Genomic DNA, 17,133 nt, shown 5'->3' on the forward strand with positions numbered 1-17,133 from the left:
ACAAGCGGGAACTAGAACGGCTATCAGGCATTGAGGAAAGCAGTCAGATTGCCTTCCTCCCGCGCCGCCCTGAAGGAGCCCTGAGCACTATCATGACGTTCATCCGTTCGCATCGCATCCTGTCCTGGTCTGCGGCCATCGTGCTGACCTTGGCGGCAGCCCTGTCGCCTGCCGCCGCGCAGCAGCGCGTACCGCTGAGCCCGCAGGAGCAGGAGACGCTGAACGAGGTCAACACCTACTTCAACTCGGTGAAGACCATGCATGGCGACTTCGTGCAGTTCGGGCCCGAGGGCGGGCAGGTGGAAGGCAAGTTCTATCTGGAGCGCCCGGGCAAAATCCGCTTCTACTACAATCCGCCCGCACAGCTCGACATCATCGCCGATGGCAAGTCTGTTTCCGTGCTCGACCGCAAGGTGCAGACGCAGGACATCTGGCCGCTGAGCGAAACGCCGCTGCGCTTCCTGCTGGCCGAGCAGATTGACCTGACCAAGGACACCAATGTGGTGGGCGTTGTGGTGGAGCCGGACCTTGTGACCGTGGTTGTGGAAGACCAGACCACCTTCAATTCCGGCAAGCTGACGCTCATTTTCGATGCCCAGACTTTCGATCTGAAGCAGTGGACCGTGACGGATGCGCAAGGCATGGACACGTCGGTGGCAATCTATAATGTGACGGCGAACGGGCCTTCGAATCCGAAGCTCTTCGTCATCGACTATCTGGCAGCCGCCCGCCAGAACCGGAACTGATCCGGTCCCTTGCAGCGGCTGCCCGCTTCAGGGCCTTGCCGCTGCATGACTTCCGATCCTTCCCGCCGTGAGCCTCTGGCACTTGTGCTGCTGCGCCGTCATGCGGCAAAGCATGGGCTGACCGTCTTTGCCGAGCCTGCCTATGGCTATGCCGGCTATGTGGAGGCGCCGGGCGGGCGCCGTGCCTTCTTCAAGGGCGCGGGCTTTGATATCAATCCCGCCGCTGCTTCTGCCATCGCCCGCGACAAGGCCTATGGCGCCTTCTTTCTGGAGGCGGCCGGCCTCCGTGTGCCGCGCGGAGTGCTGATCAGTTCGCAGCGTTTCATCCGTGACATAGAGGTGAAGAACCCGGCGGTTGCCGCAAAACTGAATGGCGAGGCTGAAGCGCTCGCCTTTGCCCGCGAAACGGGGTTTCCGCTGTTCGTGAAGCCCAATGACGATTCGGAAGGGCGCGGCATCCTGCGGGTGCAGGACGAACAGGGGCTTTCCTCTGCGCTCACGATCCTGGGCGCCTCTTACGACCGGATCCTGGTGCAGGAGGAGGTGAGGGGGCGCGATTACCGGGTGCTGGTGCTGGATGGGGAGGTGCTGGCCGTCTTCGAGCGGCGGCCCTTCTCGGTAACCGGCGATGGCGTTTCCCAGCTCCGGGCTCTGATCACACAGGCAACGCAGGGCTTTGCCGCTGGCGGCAAGGGCTCGAAGATTGCAGCGGATGATCCGCGCATACTCGCCTTTCTCGCCACCAGCGGCCTGGATCTCACCCATGTGCCGGAAGCCGGTGCAGCCGTGGCGCTTTTGCCCAACGCGAATCTCTCTTCCGGCGGCAGTGCGGTGGATGTGACCGGCACGATCAGCTCCTATTTCGCGGAAATAGCCCGCAAGGCGGGGGAAGCCGTGGGCTTGCGGCTATTCGGCCTTGATCTCATTTGCCCGGATATTGCGGCAGGGTCTGGCCCCTATGCCATTCTCGAGGTGAATGCGGCGCCGGGTCTCAGCCATTTTCACCGGCTTGGCCCGCAAGAGGCGCTGCGCGTAGAGGAAATCTATGCGAAGATCTTTGAGGCGCTGACCCGTAATCTGAGGTCCGGGGGCAATGCTGGAGATGCAGCATGAAACTTTCCGATCTTGCCGAGAGCCAGATTCTCAAGGCGCAGGCCGAGGGCCAGTTTGACAAGCTCAAAGGGGCGGGCAAACCGCTGAACCTGACAGCCGATGGCGGCAGCGCGGAGGCCATAGGCTTTCGCATCATGGCCGAAGCCGGGGCAGTGCCGCGCGAAATCGATCTTCAAAAGGCGGTTCAGGAACAGGCTCTCGTCCTCAAGGAGACGGAGGGCGAGGACGCCCGCAAGCGCGAGCTGAAGAAGCTCGCCGATCTGCAAATGCGCCTCGAGATGGAGCGGGAGGCACGCCGCCGCTTCTTCGGCGAATGAAACAGGGGCCGCAGGCATGAGCGTGATCATCGAAACGCCGGAGCATATCGCTGCGGGCCTTGTTGCCCTTGCTGCCGCTGATCCGCGCCTGCCTGCGGTCATTTCCTTTGCTGGCGAAGTTCCCTTGCGCCGCAGGCCTCCAAGCTTTGCGGCGCTGGTGCAGATCATCATCTCGCAGCAGGTGTCCGTCGCCAGCGCCAATGCCATCGGCGCAAGGCTTGCTGCCCTCGTCGATCCGCTGGAAGCGGATGTTTTGCTCTCCCATACGGAAGAGGCGCTGGGCGGGGCAGGGCTGTCACGGCCCAAGATCCGCGCCGTACGGGCGCTGGCTGATGCCGTGAGCGGGGGGCTGGATCTTCAGGCGCTTGCGAGTGTTCCGGCCGATGTGGCGCGGGAGGAGCTGTGCCAGGTCAAGGGCATCGGCCGCTGGACGGCGGATATCTACCTGCTCTTCTGTGCAGGCCATCCGGATATCTTCCCCAGCGGTGACATTGCCCTGCAGAATGCGGTGCGAGATGCCTTTGCTCTGCCGGACCGCCCCAGCCCCCGTGCGCTGGATGAGCTGGCGGAGACCTGGGCTCCCTGGCGCGGCGTCGCTGCCCGCCTGTTCTGGGCCTGGTACAAGGCCGCCCGCGAAGGGCGCGACAGCCAGCCGCTGTAAGCGTGCGGGTGGCATCAGCCTTTGACATTGCTGCAGCGGCGGGGAATATGCAGGCCGCAACAGAGGGAACGGATCACCGCCCATGGCCTTTTGGCGCCTCAAATCCGGCAGCGGCAAGACGGAGACGGCTTGCGACCCCCGCCGGGCTGATTATGCCGTGTTTGATCAGGTGAGCCTGAAGCGCGGGGACAAGACCGTGCTGGAGGGGCTGAGCCTCACCTTGAGCGAGCGCCGGATTGCGCTGATCGGGCTGAATGGATCTGGCAAGAGCAGCTTCGTGCGCCTGCTTAACGGCCTGCTGCTGCCTGACAGCGGCACCTTGCAGATTTACGGTGCGGACACGCGGCAGGCGCGGGCGAACCTGCCGCGCCATGTGGGCTTTGTCTTCCAGAACCCGGATCATCAGGCGATCTTCCCGACGGTGGAGGAGGAGATTGCCTTCGGCCTGACCCAGCTTGGCCAGTCCCGGCAGGACGCCCGGCTCAATGCCCGGCGCTTTCTGGAGGCCCACGGCTGCGCTCATCTGGCGGAGAGGCCATTTCTGGACCTGTCCGAGGGGCAGAAGCAGCTTATCTGCATTCTGGCGGTGCTGGTGATGCAGCCGGGGCTGATCGTCTTTGACGAGCCCTTTTCCAGCCTCGATGGCCTCGCCACCCGTCAGATCATGTCGCTGATCCGGGGGCTGGAGCAGAAGCTGATCATGGTCAGTCACGATCTGGAGCTGATCCGCGATTTTGACCGGGTACTGTGGCTGCAGGACGGCCAGATCCGCATGGACGGCGAGCCTGGCGCGGTGCTGCCTGCCTATGTGGATGATATCGAGCGGCGCGCCGCCGTCTCCGGCCTGTTGTGAGGCGCGCGTGATCTCGCTCTATCTGCCCGGAATCAGCCTTCTCCACCGCCTGCCTGCCGGCGTGAAACTCACCGGTCTGGCCGCCGCCAGCCTGATGTTCTTCCCCGTGGAAAATGCCGTCATTCTGGCGGCTGGCTGTGGCTTGGTTCTGGCCGCCTATGCGGCGCTGGGCCGGGCGGCCCTGCGGCAGCTTTCGCTCTTGCGCCCGTTGCTGCCATTGTTTGCCGTGCTGCTGGCGCTGCACTGGCTGTCCGGCTCGCTCATGGGCGGCGTTGTGGTGCTGCTGCGGCTCTTGCTGCTGGTAATGCTGGCCAATCTCGTCACCATGACGACGCGCATGGATGACATGCTGGAGGCGGTTGCGCCCCTGTTCCGGCCACTGGCCTTCTTCGGCGTTTCGCCGCGCCGCCCGGCGCTGGCCGTTACGCTGGTCCTGCGCTTCGTGCCGGTGCTGCTGGCGCTGAGCGCTGCTCAGCGCGAAGCCTATCAGGCCCGCACCGGCAAGCGCAGCAGCTGGCGGCTTCTCGCCCCCTTCGCCCTTCAGGCCCTCGCCATGGCCGACCACGTGGGCGAAGCTCTTGTTGCACGTGGCGGCGCTGACGGGTTTGGGCCGTTGGAACGGGGGAAGAGGCGGGGCTAGTGGTCCGCACGCCTCTCCGCCTGCCTTGCGGTATTTCTATCCGCATTCGTCGTGCCATGACTTAATCATGGCATGACGGAGTGGGGGAGGGGCAACGAACCCTCACCCCCGCCCGCGGTAGGGCTGCACGCCCTGCTCAGGGATCCACACACCCTCAGGTGCCGGGCCGGTCTGGTAGAACACATCAATTGGAATGCCGCCGCGCGGATACCAGTAGCCGCCGATGCGCAGCCATTGCGGTGAGAGGAATTCCACCAGCCGCTTGCCGATCGATACTGTGCAGTCCTCATGGAAAGCGCCGTGGTTGCGAAAGGAGCCGAGGAAAAGCTTCAGCGACTTGCTCTCCACCAGCCAGTCACCGGGCACATAGTCAATGACGAGATGGGCGAAATCCGGTGCACCGGTGATCGGGCAGAGCGAGGTGAACTCGGGTGCCACGAAACGCACCATGTAGCCGGTACCCGCCTGCGGGTTGGGAACGCGCTCCAGCACGGCGTCTTCCGGGCTCTGGGGCAGGGCGGTGGATGACCCGAGCTGGGTCAGGTTCTGATAGATGGTCTTGTCACTCATGGTCACACTCCGCGAAGGTTGCCCCAGATGAGGGTATGAAGTTGCGGCAGGATGCTGGCCTCGAACCAGCGGTCATTGGCGGCCCGGCCGATCAGCCAGCGCAGCCGCTCCATGATGCCGGGAATGTCGATCACCGCATCCTCCTGATCCGCAGGCGGCGGTGTGTGGTTGCCGGGCTGCAGATAGACCGGCAGATGCGGATAGGCGCCTGCCACGTCTCTGGCAAAGCCGTAGTCCGCCTCGTCAAAGACGACGAATTTCAGTGCAATGGCCGTATTGGGGCCAGCGGCAGCTATGGCATCCGCCAGCGCCTTGCGGTCAAACGCCATGCCGCTGGATGGCGGCTTGGGGCTGAGGCTGAGGACGTCGAGTGCCGCAAACCAGTCCCGCGACAGGCTGCCTTGGGTTTCCAGCGCGAACCGGTAGCCCTCGCGCTTGCCCAGTTCAATCAGCCGGCCCAGCGGCTGGATGGCCGGGTTGCCGCCCGATACAGTGACCATCAGCGGCTCGCCGCCGGACAGGCGCCGCACTTCATCCATCACGGCGTCAGCGCTCATGGGCGTCCAGGTGTCCCGGTAGGCGCTGTCCACCGCATGCAGCGTGTCGCACCAGGAGCAGCGGAAATCGCAGCCGCCGGTGCGCACGAAGACGGTGGCCATGCCGATCAGCGCGCCTTCGCCCTGAATGGTGGGACCGAAGATCTCGCTGATGCGCAGGGTCTCGCCGCTCATGCGCCGCACCCGCAGCCGCAGCTGCCTTTCGGACGGTACTCGGCCATGGTCTTGGGGGTTTCGCGCACACGCACGGCGCTCACCTCCGGCCAGCGCGCCTTGCACCAGTCGTAGAAGAGTTTTGCCATGCGCTCGGCGGTGACATTGCCGTTGCCCAGCACATCGTTGAGATGGCGGTGGTCGAGGGTGTCATCGAGCCAGTTCTTGAAGGGCCCAAGCTCCCGGTAGTCCCGCACGAAGCCAACGCTGTCCAGCGTCTCGGACATCAGCTCCACCTCGACCACATAATTGTGTCCATGCAGCCGGGCACAGGGGTGGTCTTCGGGCAGGCCGAAGATCTGGTGGGAGGCGGAGAAATGAAACTCCTTGGCGATCCTAAACACCGCAGGCCTCCTTCCAGAAATCCGGGTCGGCATAGGTGGTGGGATCTTCCGCGCCCGCCAGATGGAAGGCCTCGCGCCGCTCCACGCAGGTGCCGCAGCGCCCGCAGTGGATTTCCCCGCCCTTGTAGCAGGACCAGGAGCGGGTGTAGTCGACGCCAAGCCGCACACCTTCTGCGGCAATGGCGGCCTTGTCCGTGTGGACATAGGGCGTGTAGAGCCGCACATCCGCGACGCCTGCCAGCGCCTGGCGCTGCATCGTCTCGAAGGCTTCCGTAAAGCCGGGGCGGCAGTCGGGATAGATGAAGTGATCCCCGCCGTGGACGGCGGTTGCGACCGCCTCGGCCCCGCGTGCCGCAGCAATGCCGAAGGCAATGGCCAGCATGATGGCATTGCGGTTCGGCACCACGGTGATGCGCATGGTTTCTTCGGCATAGTGGCCATCGGGAACGGCCACGTCATCCGTCAGGGCCGAACCGGAGAGCTGGCGGCCGATGCCGGAAATGTCGATGACGATATGCTCGACGCCCAGATCATCCGCACAGGCTCTGGCAAAATCCAGCTCCTTGAGGTGCCTCTGGCCGTAGTTGAAGGAAACGAGCCCGATCAGCTCGTGTTCTTGCGCAACCTTGTGCGCAAGGGTGACGGAATCCATTCCGCCGGAACAGACGACAAGCGTTTTCAAAGATGTGTCCCTTGTTTTCGCTGGAACCGGGTAGGCTGCGACCGGTTGACCGCCCGAAGGCAGACGGGCGCCTTTTAGCAGCAGTTCTGCAAAAGGGAAGGGAAAACGCCCGGATTTTGCCGTTTACCTTGCGTAAAGAATCGTTAACTCTTTGTTGAGATGATTCGGCCATGTCCTGTTCGAAACGGGACAGAGACGGAGGGCCAGAAGGCCCGGCAGGCCGCCACAGGCAGCAAAATAGCCAGGAGGGCCCCATGTCATCAGGATTGGAACGGGTGTTGCCGCCATCCGGTATCGTGCAGGCAACCGAACACAGCGACCATCGCCGCCGCGAGCGGGAGCATGAGCAGCACAACGAGCAACAGTCGGGCGAACAGCAGTCTGGCGAGGGCTTTGAAGACGCCCTGACAGGCGAAGGCAATCTGATGGCTGGCGCGATTGCCGGACCGCAGGCGGAGGAACCGGCCGTTCTGGTCGAGACAAGCCCGGAAGTCAGCCATACGCTGGATGGCATCGCGGCCTACAGGGCCGCTGCCGATCAGGCTCAGCGCAGGCCGTCAGGTCCGCACAGCGCCCTTCCGGCCAGCCGCCCCCTGCCGCAGCGCGCCACCCGCGACCATCAGCCGCCCGCCGTTGTGCGCCATGCCTATGAGGACCACGGCGGCCAGATCGAGCATCACGCCGTCAACGTAGCGACGTGAGGGGCAGAAGGGTGTGAGGCAAGGGGACGGCTGAACTCCAGCCCTTACCGCGCAAGCCCTGCAATCGCCTCGGCAAAGTCTTCGGCGGAGAAGGGTTCGAGGTCGTCGATACCTTCGCCGACGCCGATAAAATGTACCGGCAGCTTGTGCCTTGCGGCGATGGCAACAAGAATGCCGCCGCGGGCGGTGCCGTCCAGCTTGGTCATGACGAGGCCGGTGACTCCTGCCACCTTGCCGAAGATTTCGACCTGGTTCATGGCGTTCTGGCCCGTGGTGGCGTCCAGCGTCAGGATCACGTCATGCGGGGCATCGGGGGTCTGCTTGCGGATGACGCGGACCACTTTTTCCAGTTCCGCCATCAGCTCGGCCTTGTTCTGCAGCCGGCCGGCCGTGTCGATCAAAAGCACGTCGACGCCCTTGTCCTTCGCTGCCTGCATGGCATCAAAGGCAAGTCCGGCGGCATCTGCGCCTGCTTCCCGGGCCACCACTTCGGCGCCTGTCCGCTGGCCCCAGATCTTCAGCTGTTCGACGGCAGCAGCGCGGAAGGTGTCACCCGCCGCCAGCATCACCGTCTTTCCTTCGGCGGAGAGCTTTGCAGCCAGCTTGCCGATGGTCGTGGTCTTGCCGGTGCCGTTGACACCCACCATCAGCACCACATGCGGGCTGTGGCCCCGGTCGAGGTCCAGCGGCCGGGCGGCAGGCTCCAGCACCTTGCGCACCTCTTCGGCGAGCACCTTGCGGACTTCTTCGGGAGAAATTTCCTTGTCGAAACGCCCTTCGGAGAGGCGCTCCGTGATGGCGCCGGCTGTCTCAAGGCCAAGATCTGCTTGAAGGAGAATGTCCTCCAGATCCTCCAGCATCCCCGCATCCAGCTTGCGCTTGGTGAAGATCGCCGAAATACCTTCGGTTAGCGCCGACGACGAGCGGGCAAGGCCCTTGCGCAGACGCTGGAACCAGGAGAGCTTCTCTTGCGGTTCAGTGACGGCAACCGGCGCAGGAACCGCAGCGGGAGCGGGGGGCACTGCCTCTGCCTCTGCCTCTGCCTCTGTTGCCGGTTCATCCTCCGGCTCGGGTTCTGCTTCGGCCACGGCCTCAGGTTCCGGCTGTTCTTCGGGAAGAACCGTTTCGATGGCCGCTTCTTCAGCGGCCTCAACCTCAGCCTCAGGGGCTGGAGATGCAGCCTTCTCGCCGGTCAGGATCTCCGTTTCCGGCTTCAGCTCTCCGGCAGCCGTGCTGTCTTTGCCGCCGAACAAACGGCCCAGAAAGCCGCGCTTCTTCTCGTTCATGAACCTGTCCTGCCGCTGAAGTCTGTCCCGCCCTCAGGCGGCCTGTGAAAGAAGCGCGCCGAGAAGATGGCGCCCGGTGTGGCCGGTGATGCGGGTTTCGATGATCTGCCCGGCCTCGCCGCCATCCACCTCGACCTGTGTGAACTGCTCGGTCCGCCCCAGCCCCTCGCGCTCCAGCAGAATGGGGCGCAGCAGGCCGACTTCAGCACTGAGATGAGCCGCCAGCGCCGCCTCGCCCTTGAGGCGCAGCCGTGCGGCGCGCTCCTTGATGAGGCCCTTGGCCAGCTGCGGCATGCGCGCAGCCGGAGTGCCCGGACGGGGGGAGAAGGGGAAGACATGCAGATGCGTCAGCCCGCATTCATCGACGATGGCCAGAGTATTGGCGAACATCTCTTCCGTCTCGGTGGGGAAGCCGGCGATGATGTCGGCGCCGAAGACAACATCCGGGCGCAGGCGCCGTACCTCATCGCAGAAGCGGATGGTGTCGGCCCTCAGGTGCCGCCGCTTCATGCGCTTCAGGATCATGTCGTCGCCTGCCTGCAGCGACAGGTGGAAATGCGGCATCAGCCGCTCGTCTTCGGCAATGACGCGCATCAGCTCGTCATCGGCCTCGATGGAATCGATGGATGACAGCCGCAGCCGCTTCAGGTCCGGCACCAGCTTCAGGATCTTGGCCACCAGCGTGCCAAGGCGCGGCGTGCCGGGAAGGTCGGCGCCATAGGAGGTGATGTCCACCCCGGTGATGACAATTTCGCGATAGCCGTTCTCCACGAGGCGCCGCACCTGATCAACGACGACGCCCATGGGCACCGAACGTGAATTGCCCCGGCCATAGGGGATGATGCAGAAGGTGCAGCGGTGGTCGCAGCCGTTCTGCACCTGCACGAAGGCGCGGGCGCGGCCTTCCAGCCCGTCAATCAGGTGACCGGCGGTCTCGCGCACGCTCATGATGTCGTTGACGCGCACCTTCTCGCTGGCATCAAGGCCGAACTGGGCGATGCGGCCATAGGAGGCGCGCTCCAGCTTTTCCGAGTTGCCGAGCACCAGATCCACTTCCTCCATTTCGGAGAACTTGGCCGTTTCGGTCTGGGCGGCGCAGCCGGTGACGATGATCTTGGCTTGCGGATTGTCGCGGCGGGCCTTGCGCACGGCCTGACGCGCCTGACGCACCGCTTCGGAGGTGACCGCGCAGGTGTTGATCAGGATGGCATCCTTGAGGCCCGCAGCTTCCGCCTCGCGCTTCATCACTTCCGATTCATAGGAATTCAGCCGGCAGCCGAAGGTGACGACATCAATGCTCACAGGGCGGTCTCCATGGCGGGGGCGGCGGCATCCAGCTCTGCATCCCCCGGTCCGGTGCGGGTGAAGGTCATGGCCTTGAAGTCCACTTCACCCTCGTATTCAACTTCTGTCAGGCCGGTCATCAGCACGTGATTGTCACTCTCGCGCCAGCTGATCGTCAGTGGCCCGCCCGGCAGATGCACGGTGGAAGTGCGGTCCGCGCGGTTGTCTCGGGCAGCGGCCACGGCGACGGCACAGGCGCCGGTGCCGCAGGCGCGGGTAAGGCCTGCGCCACGCTCCCACACCCGCACGCGGATTTCCTTACGGGATATCACCTGCGCCAGCGAAATATTGGCCCCTTCCGGGAACAGCGGATGATGCTCAAGCAGCGGGCCGATCCGGCCAAGATCGTAGGCGTCCACATTGGAAACCCAGAACACCGCATGCGGATTGCCCATGCTGACCACGGCAGGCGTGTGCAGGATGGGGTCATCAATCGGGCCGATCTGCAGCTCCACTGCACGGGTGTCGGCAAACTCTTCGGCAAGCGGGATCTCGTTCCAGTTGAAGCGCGGCTCGCCCATGTCGACGGTGACCGAACGCGGGCCGTCTTCTGCCTTGCGGGCCAGCAGCAATCCGGCGCGCGTCTCGATGCTTACTGCATCAACGCCCTTTTCCTCCATCAGCAGGCGGCCGATGCAGCGGGTCGCGTTGCCGCAGGCAGAGACTTCCGATCCGTCGCGGTTATGGATGCGCATGAAGGCATCCGCCCCGGAAGGCGAGCGCTCGACGGTGATCATCTGGTCAAAGCCGATGCCGGAGGCGCGGTCTCCCAGCGCGGCAATCACCTCAGGGCTCAGCCGCAGCGGTGCCTCGCGGGCATCCCAGACAACGAAATCGTTGCCAAGGCCATTCATCTTCAAAAACGGTCTGCGCATCGGCGCTGTGCCTGTCAGGTTCTGCAAGCAGGGCTGCAGAAGGTTTGTGCCGGGAGGTGCGGGATCAGCGGACCCCGTTTCCTCCTATATGGCGGAAATGGCGGCGGATTGCCAGAGCTTCGGCCTGTAGCTTCGGCCAACAGGGCTAACGGCGGATCTCCATCACCGCGCCGGGGCGCAGGGCCTTCAGCAGGCGGCGCATGTGAGGTTCTGCCACCGCCACGCAGCCCTCGGTCGGCGTGTAACCGGGCCGGGCGAGGTGGAAGAATATGGCGCTGCCCTTGCCTTTCACTGCGGGCGTCAGGTTGTAATCCAGCACCACGACGATGTCATAGACCCCGTCCTGCCGCCACATCTTCTCGTGGCTGGCGGCAAAGGGCAGGCGGACGGGGGCGTTGTAGCGCGGGTGGCGCGGATCGTCGCACCAGCCGTCGTCCGGGCTCAGCGCCGTGACGGGCAGGGCCGTTTCCGGCCGCCGTCCCCGGTCGGGCCGGTAGAATACGTCCAGCACGGCAAAGCGGCCAACCGGCGTCGCCCCGTCGCCTTCACGTTTGCGCAGGGTCAAGCCGCCCTTGCCAAGGGCACAGGGCACGGTCAGGCTTCCCAGCGTCAGCGTGCCATATGAGGGGTGGCCCGGCAGGGCGCGCACGATGAGCCGCTTGTCCGCAGAAAGGGCAGGATAGGTCATGGTCCGTTTTGCTCGCATTGCATCCGGTTGATCCATCGTCATCAATCGGATGTAAAGTGGATGTGAAGCAGAATTGACGGATGAAGCTAAAAACCACCGTGATTTTTTCCCGCCTTTACGCCATTGCATGAAAGGCACTGAATCTGCCGCAGCCAATCTGGTCAGAAGTGCCGAAAGGGAACGAGGACTGCAGATGAACGCACGCACCATTCTCATCGTGGATGACGACAATGACCTGCGCGAGGCGCTGGTCGAGCAGTTCTCGCTCTATGACGAATTCACCACGCAGCAGGCCTCCAGCGCCTCCGAGGGCATTGCCGCTGCCAAGGCCGGGCAGGTCGATCTTCTGCTGATGGACGTGGGGCTGCCGGATCTTGACGGGCGCGAGGGGGTGAAGCTTCTGCGCAAGGCCGGGTTCAAGGCTCCGGTGATCATGCTCACCGGGCATGATACGGACAGCGACACGATCCTTGGCCTTGAGGCCGGGGCGAACGACTATGTGCCCAAGCCCTTCAAGTTCGCCGTGCTTCTGGCCCGCGTGCGCGCCCATCTGCGCCAGCATGAGCAGAGCGAGGACGCGACCTTCACCATCGGCCGCTATTCCTTCCGCCCCGCTGCCAAGCTGATGGTCGATGACCGCGGCAGCAAGGTGCGGCTGACGGAAAAGGAAACCTCGATCCTGAAATTCCTCTACCGGGCAGGCGAACGCGCGGTGACCCGCGATGTGCTGCTGCATGAGGTCTGGGGCTACAATTCCGGCGTCACCACCCACACGCTGGAGACCCACATCTACCGTCTGCGGCAGAAAATCGAGCGTGACCCCTCCAATGCCGAGCTTCTGGTGACGGAAGCCGGTGGATATAAGCTTGTGCCGTGAGCCATTTGCGGCATAACACTGAGGCATGAGCCTCGTTCAGGACATCGCGATTCTTCGGCAGATTCCCATGTTGTCGGATTTTTCCGACGACCAGTTGCGCCTGCTTGCCTTCAGCGCAGAGGCCATGGATCTGATTTCAGGGTCCTTTGTCTTCGACGAGGGCGAGCGGGCCGACAGCGGCATCGTCATTGCCAAGGGTAATGTCAGCTTGCAGCGCAAGAGCACCCACGGCTTCATGGAAGTGGAAATGGCGGGTCCTGGCGTGCTGCTGGGCGAAACTGCGATGCTGGTGGAAACCCGCCGTCCCGCCCGTGCGGTCTGCATTGGCCCGGTGCGCGTCATCCGCATCCGCCGTGCCCTGTTCAAGCGCATGGTGCAGGAATTCCCGGAGCTTGCCCGCCGTCTCTTCGACAGCTACGCCGCGCGCTTCCAGACCACCGTCGCCGGTCTCGCCCCCATCGGCGAGAAAATGGCCGAGCTGAACACCATCATGGATGAGCTGAAGGCGCGCGTGAAAGGCGAATAGGCCTCACTGCCGCCGCCGTACCGGCTGCGGCAGCAGCCTTGCGCTGATCAGCGGCAGCAGCGCCGTGATCAGGCCTGCCAGCACTACCCACCAGGACGGACGTATATGTGCGGGCATGGTGAAGAGCTGCCAGTTGAAATTGGCGAGGAACACCCGCTCTGCCGGAACGCCTGTCGCAAGGTGATACCAGAGATATTCGATGCCTGCCGTTCCAAGCCCCGCCAACAGGCCAAGTCCCGCCAGCATCAGTGGTGAAGAGAGCGGCAGCTTCAGGCGCGCAGCCCCCCGGTAGATCATCACCAGCAGGAACAGCCCCGCCAGCAGGGTGGCCTGGCTCACATCCGATTTTGATTGCAGGAAATAGTGGAAAGCGGCCAGTGCGGCGGCCGGATATACCAGCTTGTGCAGCTTGTGCCAGCGCGGCCCCATACGGCGGATGGCGCTGTCCGTCGAGGTCACTCCAAGCGCCACCATGGCCGCCAGCGCGGCGAAGCCGATGGTGAGATAGAAGCGCAGCACGATTTCGGAGGTGACGCGCCACAGGTCGAGGTTTTCGCGGATCACGTAGAGCAGCAGATGGGCAAGGCCATAAGCCAGAGCCGTGAGGCCCAGCATGCGGCGGATGCCTGCCAGCTTGCCCCAGCCGGTGATGCGCCGCAGCGGCGAGACGGCCAGCGTTGCCACGAGAAAGCGCATGGCCCAGTCGCCGCTGACAAAGACAAGCTGGCGCGCTGGTTCCGGCTGGATCAGCCCCATGGCAGCGCGGGTGAGATACCAGAGCGCCGGAGCGATGGCGATGAGGAAGACGGCAAGCTTCAGGCCCGACAGCCGCCCCTGCCGGTCTGTCCAGGGCAGGAACACCGCCACCGGGCGCAGGCCTGATACATTGCTCATCTTGTCAACCGCTCCGGAAAATTCTCAGGCCACGTTCTAGCCTGTTTACGGAACACCTGCGCCTCAGGATTTTTCAAGCCTGCGTGAAAGGGGCCTTAGCCCTCCGGCTTGCGAACCAGCAGCTTGTCGACGCGGCGGCCATCGAGGTCAAGGACTTCGAAGTGCCAGCCTTTTGCCGTGAAGGTTTCGCCAAGCGCAGGCAGATACTTGAGCGTGTCGAGGACAAAGCCCGCGACGGTCTCGTAGTCCGGGTCCGGATCCAGCGGAAAACCCATTTCGGCGGCGAATTCGTCCACGGGCATCCAGCCAGCGACCAGCCAGGAGCCATCTGCGCGCTGGACGATGGCCGGTTCGGCTGCCGCCTCGTCTTCGAATGCGCCGGTCACGGCCTCCAGCACGTCACCGGGGGTGATGATGCCTTCGAAATGGCCGTATTCGTCATAGACCAGCACCATGTGGGCAGGGGCCCTGCGCAGGGTTTCGATCGCGGCAAGCGCAGCTGTCCGGTCGGAGACGGCGGGTGCATGGCGCATCAGTGGTTCGATTTCCGCATCCGGTCTGTCCAGATAGGCCCCGAGCACATCCTTGACGGCCACAACGCCCAGGATTTCATCTGAGCTGCCGCAGCGCACGGGAAGGCGCGAGCGGACGGTTCGGCGGAGCTGGTTGCGGATCTCATCCGGACTGTCCTCAAGGTCGAGCACCTCAACGTCGCGGCGCGGCGTCATCAGCCCGCGCGCGGTGCGGTCGGCAAGACGCATGACGCCGGAAATCATCTCGGACTCCTCGTCCTCGATGACGCCCGCATTCTGTGCCTCGGCCAGAACCGTACGGATTTCCTCATCCGTCACCGTTTCGCCTGCGCTGTCCTGCTGGCCCAGAAGCCGCAGCAGGCCACGGCCCGACCGGTCGAGCAGCCAGACCAGCGGCGCGGAAATCTTCGATAGCATCAGCATGGCGGGAGCCACACGGGCGGCAACGCTCTCCGGTGCGCGCAGGGCGATCTGTTTGGGCACCAATTCGCCCACGATCAGCGACATGTAGGTGATGGCCATGACCACCGAACCGACACCGAGCGCATCGGCCGCCGCAGGCGGCAGGCCCTGCGTCAGCAGCCAGCCGGACAGCCGCGCCCCCAGCGTTGCGCCGGAGAAGGCGCCCGACAGGACGCCAACCAGGGTAATGCCGATCTGCACGGTGGAGAGAAACCGCCCCGGATCTTCCGACAGGCGCAGGGCCACCGCAGCCCCCCGGCTTCCCTGATCCGACAGCAGCTTCAACCGCACGGGCCGGGACGAGACAACGGCAAGCTCCGACATGGCCAGAACGCCATTGAGCAGGGTGAGACAGACGACGATGGCAATTTCAAAATACAAGGAAGCCGGTCCAGAATATCAAGGGACGCCCGCTTTATGCGGGCAACCTGCACGCAGTATATGGGTGAAGCGGCGGCGGACGGAAGTGGAGGCTTTGCCAAACGAATAAAGGCCGCCCTTGCGGACGGCCTTCCAGATCGTCTTGTCACGCCTTGCGCGATTATGCCCAGGGGCGGCTTTCGGAGGTGGCGCCTTCGAAGCGGTCGATCGAGGGAGCCTTTTCCATGGTCAGGCCGATGTCGTCGAGGCCGTTCATCAGGCAATGCTTGCGGAACGGATCGATCTCGAAGGAGATCACGCCACCGTCCGGGCCGCGGATTTCCTGGGCTTCCAGGTCCACCGTCAGGGTGGAGTTGGCGCCGCGCGAGGCGTCATCCAGCAGCTTGCCGTGCTCTTCCTTGCTGACGACGACCGGCAGGATGCCGTTCTTGAAGCAGTTATTGTAGAAGATGTCGGCAAAGCTCGTGGAGATCACGCAGCGGATGCCGAAATCGAGCAGGGCCCAGGGGGCATGCTCACGGGAGGAGCCGCAGCCGAAGTTGTCGCCCGCCACAAGGATCGTCGCGTCCTTGTAGGACGGCTTGTTCAGCACGAATTCGGCGTTGTCCGAGCCATCCTCGTTGTAACGCAGCTCCGAGAACAGCGCGGTGCCGAGGCCGGTGCGCTTGATCGTCTTCAGATACTGCTTCGGGATGATCATGTCGGTGTCGATGTTGATGATCGGCAGGGGCGCCGCAACACCGGTGAGGGAGGTGAACTTCTGCAAGGCGGTCTCTCCAAAGGCTCTCTGAATGTCTTTGTTGTTCTTGTGCCCTGCCGCGGTCAGGCGGCAAGGCTTTCGGCCGGGTCTGCGCCCAGCATGATGTTGAGGTTCTGTACGGCAGCGCCCGAGGCGCCCTTGCCCAGATTGTCATAGACGGCGATGACCACGGCCTGTGCGCGGGCGTCATTGGCAAAGACATAGACGCGCATCATGTTGGTGCCGTTGAGGGCCTGCGGGTTCAGCTCCGATGCCCGGTCGAGCGGCGACAGCGGGGCTACCTCGACAAAGCCCTTGGCCTGACCGGCAAAGTGATCGGCAATTGCCGCATGCAGCTCAGCGCCCGTGGGCACCTTCGGCAGGCGTGCCAGATTGAGCGGCACGCTGGTGATCATGCCCTTGTAGTAGTTGCCCACCGCCGGAACGAACAGCGGTGCGTCAGTCAGGCCCGAATAGGTCTTCATCTCCGGCAGATGCTTGTGGCCCAGCGCCAGCCCATAGGGCAGGAACACGTTGGCCGCATCGCCCTGCGCCTCATAGTCTGCGATCATCGACTTGCCGCCGCCGGAATAGCCGGAGATGCCGTTGACCGTGACGGGGAAGTCTGCCGGCACGAGCCCGGCTGCCACCAGCGGGCGCAGCGCGGCAATGACGCCCTGCGGCCAGCAGCCCGGATTGGAGACGAAACGGGCGGCGGCAATTGCCGCGCTCTGGCCCTTGTCCATCTCGGCAAAGCCATAGGTCCAGCCGTCCGCCACGCGATAGGCGGTGGAGGCGTCGATGACGCGGGTGGTGCCGTTGGTGATCAGCGACACGCTTTCCTTCGCTGCATCGTCGGGCAGGCAGAGGATGGCCACATCGGCGCTGTTCAGCATGTCCGCGCGGGCGGACATGTCCTTGCGCTGGTCCGGGGCGATGGACAGCAGTTCGATGTCGCGGCGCACGGCGAGGCGCTCGCGGATCTGCAGACCCGTCGTGCCGGCTTCGCCATCAATGAAAATCCGCGCCACCATTGCGCCCGCTCCCTCATTTGCAAGGACATAAGAATGGAGCGGGTTTTACACACATTCCGGCAGCCTGTCACGGGCAAGCGGGGCCTTCAGTCCGGCA

General features: G+C 64.1%; 21 protein-coding genes. 9 read left to right on the forward strand and 12 right to left on the reverse strand.

Annotated elements, in window-relative coordinates:
* Positions 1–92: 92 nt before the first annotated feature.
* From V6L75_RS07370 to V6L75_RS07395, 6 genes are all read left to right on the forward strand, one after another.
* Positions 93–746: an outer-membrane lipoprotein carrier protein LolA gene (locus V6L75_RS07370; protein WP_334250855.1), complete on the forward strand. Its 654-nt coding sequence runs from the start codon at positions 93–95 to the stop codon at positions 744–746.
* A gap of 45 nt (positions 747–791) precedes the next feature.
* On the forward strand, positions 792–1,859 hold the full coding sequence (locus tag V6L75_RS07375; protein WP_334250856.1) for an ATP-dependent carboxylate-amine ligase: 1,068 nt from the start codon (positions 792–794) through the stop codon (positions 1,857–1,859).
* Positions 1,856–2,176, forward strand: a complete 321-nt coding sequence (locus V6L75_RS07380; protein WP_334250857.1) for a DnaJ family domain-containing protein — start codon at positions 1,856–1,858, stop codon at positions 2,174–2,176. The genes V6L75_RS07375 and V6L75_RS07380 overlap by 4 nt, the downstream gene beginning before the upstream one ends.
* Positions 2,177–2,192: 16 nt before the next feature.
* On the forward strand, positions 2,193–2,837 hold the full coding sequence (locus V6L75_RS07385) for a DNA-3-methyladenine glycosylase family protein (protein WP_334250858.1): 645 nt from the start codon (positions 2,193–2,195) through the stop codon (positions 2,835–2,837).
* Positions 2,838–2,919: 82 nt separating this feature from the next.
* Positions 2,920–3,690, forward strand: coding sequence for an energy-coupling factor ABC transporter ATP-binding protein (locus V6L75_RS07390; RefSeq protein WP_334250859.1), 771 nt, complete (start codon positions 2,920–2,922; stop codon positions 3,688–3,690).
* A 7-nt stretch (positions 3,691–3,697) separates the two neighbouring features.
* Positions 3,698–4,330 carry a CbiQ family ECF transporter T component gene (locus tag V6L75_RS07395; protein ID WP_334250860.1) on the forward strand — a complete coding sequence of 211 codons (633 nt, stop codon included), beginning with the start codon at positions 3,698–3,700 and terminating at the stop codon, positions 4,328–4,330.
* Positions 4,331–4,432: 102 nt separating this feature from the next.
* Here the strand turns inward: V6L75_RS07395 and queF are convergent, their stop codons facing one another.
* Genes queF through queC form a run of 4 tightly spaced genes read right to left on the reverse strand, consistent with a single transcriptional unit; the run spans position 4,433 to position 6,696 of the window.
* Positions 4,433–4,900 (reverse strand): preQ(1) synthase, encoded by a 468-nt coding sequence (gene queF, locus V6L75_RS07400; protein ID WP_050474092.1) that lies wholly within the window; start codon positions 4,898–4,900, stop codon positions 4,433–4,435.
* A 2-nt stretch (positions 4,901–4,902) separates the two neighbouring features.
* The gene (queE, locus tag V6L75_RS07405) at positions 4,903–5,631 is read right to left on the reverse strand and encodes a 7-carboxy-7-deazaguanine synthase QueE (RefSeq protein ID WP_334250861.1); all 729 of its coding nucleotides are present in this window, start codon (positions 5,629–5,631) and stop codon (positions 4,903–4,905) included.
* Complete coding sequence (locus tag V6L75_RS07410; RefSeq protein ID WP_334250862.1) at positions 5,628–6,014, reverse strand: 6-pyruvoyl trahydropterin synthase family protein; 387 nt, start codon at positions 6,012–6,014, stop codon at positions 5,628–5,630. The genes queE and V6L75_RS07410 overlap by 4 nt, the downstream gene beginning before the upstream one ends.
* Positions 6,007–6,696: a 7-cyano-7-deazaguanine synthase QueC gene (queC, locus tag V6L75_RS07415; protein ID WP_334250863.1), complete on the reverse strand. Its 690-nt coding sequence runs from the start codon at positions 6,694–6,696 to the stop codon at positions 6,007–6,009. Before queC ends, V6L75_RS07410 begins: the two co-directional genes overlap by 8 nt.
* A 254-nt stretch (positions 6,697–6,950) precedes the next feature.
* Between queC and V6L75_RS07420 the strand changes: the two genes are divergently transcribed.
* Positions 6,951–7,397, forward strand: coding sequence for a hypothetical protein (locus V6L75_RS07420; protein ID WP_334250864.1), 447 nt, complete (start codon positions 6,951–6,953; stop codon positions 7,395–7,397).
* Positions 7,398–7,441: 44 nt separating this feature from the next.
* On the opposite strand, the gene ftsY is transcribed toward V6L75_RS07420, so the two are convergent.
* From ftsY to V6L75_RS07440, 4 genes are all read right to left on the reverse strand, one after another.
* Positions 7,442–8,683 carry a signal recognition particle-docking protein FtsY gene (ftsY, locus tag V6L75_RS07425; protein WP_334250865.1) on the reverse strand — a complete coding sequence of 414 codons (1,242 nt, stop codon included), beginning with the start codon at positions 8,681–8,683 and terminating at the stop codon, positions 7,442–7,444.
* 33 nt (positions 8,684–8,716) lie between these two features.
* On the reverse strand, positions 8,717–9,985 hold the full coding sequence (gene mtaB, locus V6L75_RS07430) for a tRNA (N(6)-L-threonylcarbamoyladenosine(37)-C(2))-methylthiotransferase MtaB (RefSeq protein ID WP_334250866.1): 1,269 nt from the start codon (positions 9,983–9,985) through the stop codon (positions 8,717–8,719).
* Positions 9,982–10,902, reverse strand: coding sequence for a diaminopimelate epimerase (gene dapF / locus V6L75_RS07435; RefSeq protein ID WP_334250867.1), 921 nt, complete (start codon positions 10,900–10,902; stop codon positions 9,982–9,984). The genes mtaB and dapF overlap by 4 nt, the downstream gene beginning before the upstream one ends.
* A gap of 145 nt (positions 10,903–11,047) precedes the next feature.
* A complete protein-coding gene (locus V6L75_RS07440; RefSeq protein WP_334250868.1) occupies positions 11,048–11,590 on the reverse strand; it encodes a L,D-transpeptidase family protein in 543 nt (180 codons plus the stop codon).
* A gap of 193 nt (positions 11,591–11,783) precedes the next feature.
* Between V6L75_RS07440 and V6L75_RS07445 the strand changes: the two genes are divergently transcribed.
* Together V6L75_RS07445 and V6L75_RS07450 are read left to right on the forward strand one after the other, a co-directional pair.
* Positions 11,784–12,467, forward strand: coding sequence for a response regulator transcription factor (locus V6L75_RS07445; RefSeq protein WP_334250869.1), 684 nt, complete (start codon positions 11,784–11,786; stop codon positions 12,465–12,467).
* 67 nt (positions 12,468–12,534) lie between these two features.
* Complete coding sequence (locus V6L75_RS07450; RefSeq protein WP_334250870.1) at positions 12,535–12,993, forward strand: Crp/Fnr family transcriptional regulator; 459 nt, start codon at positions 12,535–12,537, stop codon at positions 12,991–12,993.
* Between the two features lie 3 nt (positions 12,994–12,996).
* Here V6L75_RS07450 and V6L75_RS07455 read toward each other — a convergent pair whose 3' ends face one another.
* From V6L75_RS07455 to argC, 4 genes are all read right to left on the reverse strand, one after another.
* A complete protein-coding gene (locus V6L75_RS07455; RefSeq protein WP_334250871.1) occupies positions 12,997–13,887 on the reverse strand; it encodes a protein-methionine-sulfoxide reductase heme-binding subunit MsrQ in 891 nt (296 codons plus the stop codon).
* Positions 13,888–13,982: 95 nt separating this feature from the next.
* The gene (locus tag V6L75_RS07460; protein WP_425498708.1) at positions 13,983–15,206 is read right to left on the reverse strand and encodes a hemolysin family protein; all 1,224 of its coding nucleotides are present in this window, start codon (positions 15,204–15,206) and stop codon (positions 13,983–13,985) included.
* Positions 15,207–15,423: 217 nt separating this feature from the next.
* A complete protein-coding gene (leuD, locus tag V6L75_RS07465; RefSeq protein WP_334250873.1) occupies positions 15,424–16,029 on the reverse strand; it encodes a 3-isopropylmalate dehydratase small subunit in 606 nt (201 codons plus the stop codon).
* 56 nt (positions 16,030–16,085) lie between these two features.
* The gene (argC, locus tag V6L75_RS07470; protein ID WP_334250874.1) at positions 16,086–17,036 is read right to left on the reverse strand and encodes an N-acetyl-gamma-glutamyl-phosphate reductase; all 951 of its coding nucleotides are present in this window, start codon (positions 17,034–17,036) and stop codon (positions 16,086–16,088) included.
* Positions 17,037–17,133 lie beyond the last annotated feature (97 nt).

This window comes from Pannonibacter anstelovis (assembly GCF_036881715.1).
Taxonomy (GTDB): Bacteria; Pseudomonadota; Alphaproteobacteria; order Rhizobiales; family Stappiaceae; genus Pannonibacter; species Pannonibacter anstelovis.

Excerpts from the sequence above, each read along its gene's own strand:
- V6L75_RS07370 (WP_334250855.1), top strand. The coding sequence starts at position 93 with ATGACGTTCATCCGTTCGCATCGCATCCTGTCCTGGTCTGCGGCCATC.
- V6L75_RS07375 (WP_334250856.1), top strand. The coding sequence starts at position 792 with ATGACTTCCGATCCTTCCCGCCGTGAGCCTCTGGCACTTGTGCTGCTG.
- V6L75_RS07380 (WP_334250857.1), top strand. The coding sequence starts at position 1,856 with ATGAAACTTTCCGATCTTGCCGAGAGCCAGATTCTCAAGGCGCAGGCC.
- V6L75_RS07385 (WP_334250858.1), top strand. The coding sequence starts at position 2,193 with ATGAGCGTGATCATCGAAACGCCGGAGCATATCGCTGCGGGCCTTGTT.
- V6L75_RS07390 (WP_334250859.1), top strand. The coding sequence starts at position 2,920 with ATGGCCTTTTGGCGCCTCAAATCCGGCAGCGGCAAGACGGAGACGGCT.
- queF (WP_050474092.1), bottom strand. The coding sequence starts at position 4,900 with ATGAGTGACAAGACCATCTATCAGAACCTGACCCAGCTCGGGTCATCC.
- queE (WP_334250861.1), bottom strand. The coding sequence starts at position 5,631 with ATGAGCGGCGAGACCCTGCGCATCAGCGAGATCTTCGGTCCCACCATT.
- V6L75_RS07420 (WP_334250864.1), top strand. The coding sequence starts at position 6,951 with ATGTCATCAGGATTGGAACGGGTGTTGCCGCCATCCGGTATCGTGCAG.
- ftsY (WP_334250865.1), bottom strand. The coding sequence starts at position 8,683 with ATGAACGAGAAGAAGCGCGGCTTTCTGGGCCGTTTGTTCGGCGGCAAA.
- dapF (WP_334250867.1), bottom strand. The coding sequence starts at position 10,902 with ATGCGCAGACCGTTTTTGAAGATGAATGGCCTTGGCAACGATTTCGTT.
- V6L75_RS07440 (WP_334250868.1), bottom strand. The coding sequence starts at position 11,590 with ATGACCTATCCTGCCCTTTCTGCGGACAAGCGGCTCATCGTGCGCGCC.
- V6L75_RS07445 (WP_334250869.1), top strand. The coding sequence starts at position 11,784 with ATGAACGCACGCACCATTCTCATCGTGGATGACGACAATGACCTGCGC.
- V6L75_RS07450 (WP_334250870.1), top strand. The coding sequence starts at position 12,535 with ATGTTGTCGGATTTTTCCGACGACCAGTTGCGCCTGCTTGCCTTCAGC.
- V6L75_RS07455 (WP_334250871.1), bottom strand. The coding sequence starts at position 13,887 with ATGAGCAATGTATCAGGCCTGCGCCCGGTGGCGGTGTTCCTGCCCTGG.
- V6L75_RS07460 (WP_425498708.1), bottom strand. The coding sequence starts at position 15,206 with ATGTCGGAGCTTGCCGTTGTCTCGTCCCGGCCCGTGCGGTTGAAGCTG.
- argC (WP_334250874.1), bottom strand. The coding sequence starts at position 17,036 with ATGGTGGCGCGGATTTTCATTGATGGCGAAGCCGGCACGACGGGTCTG.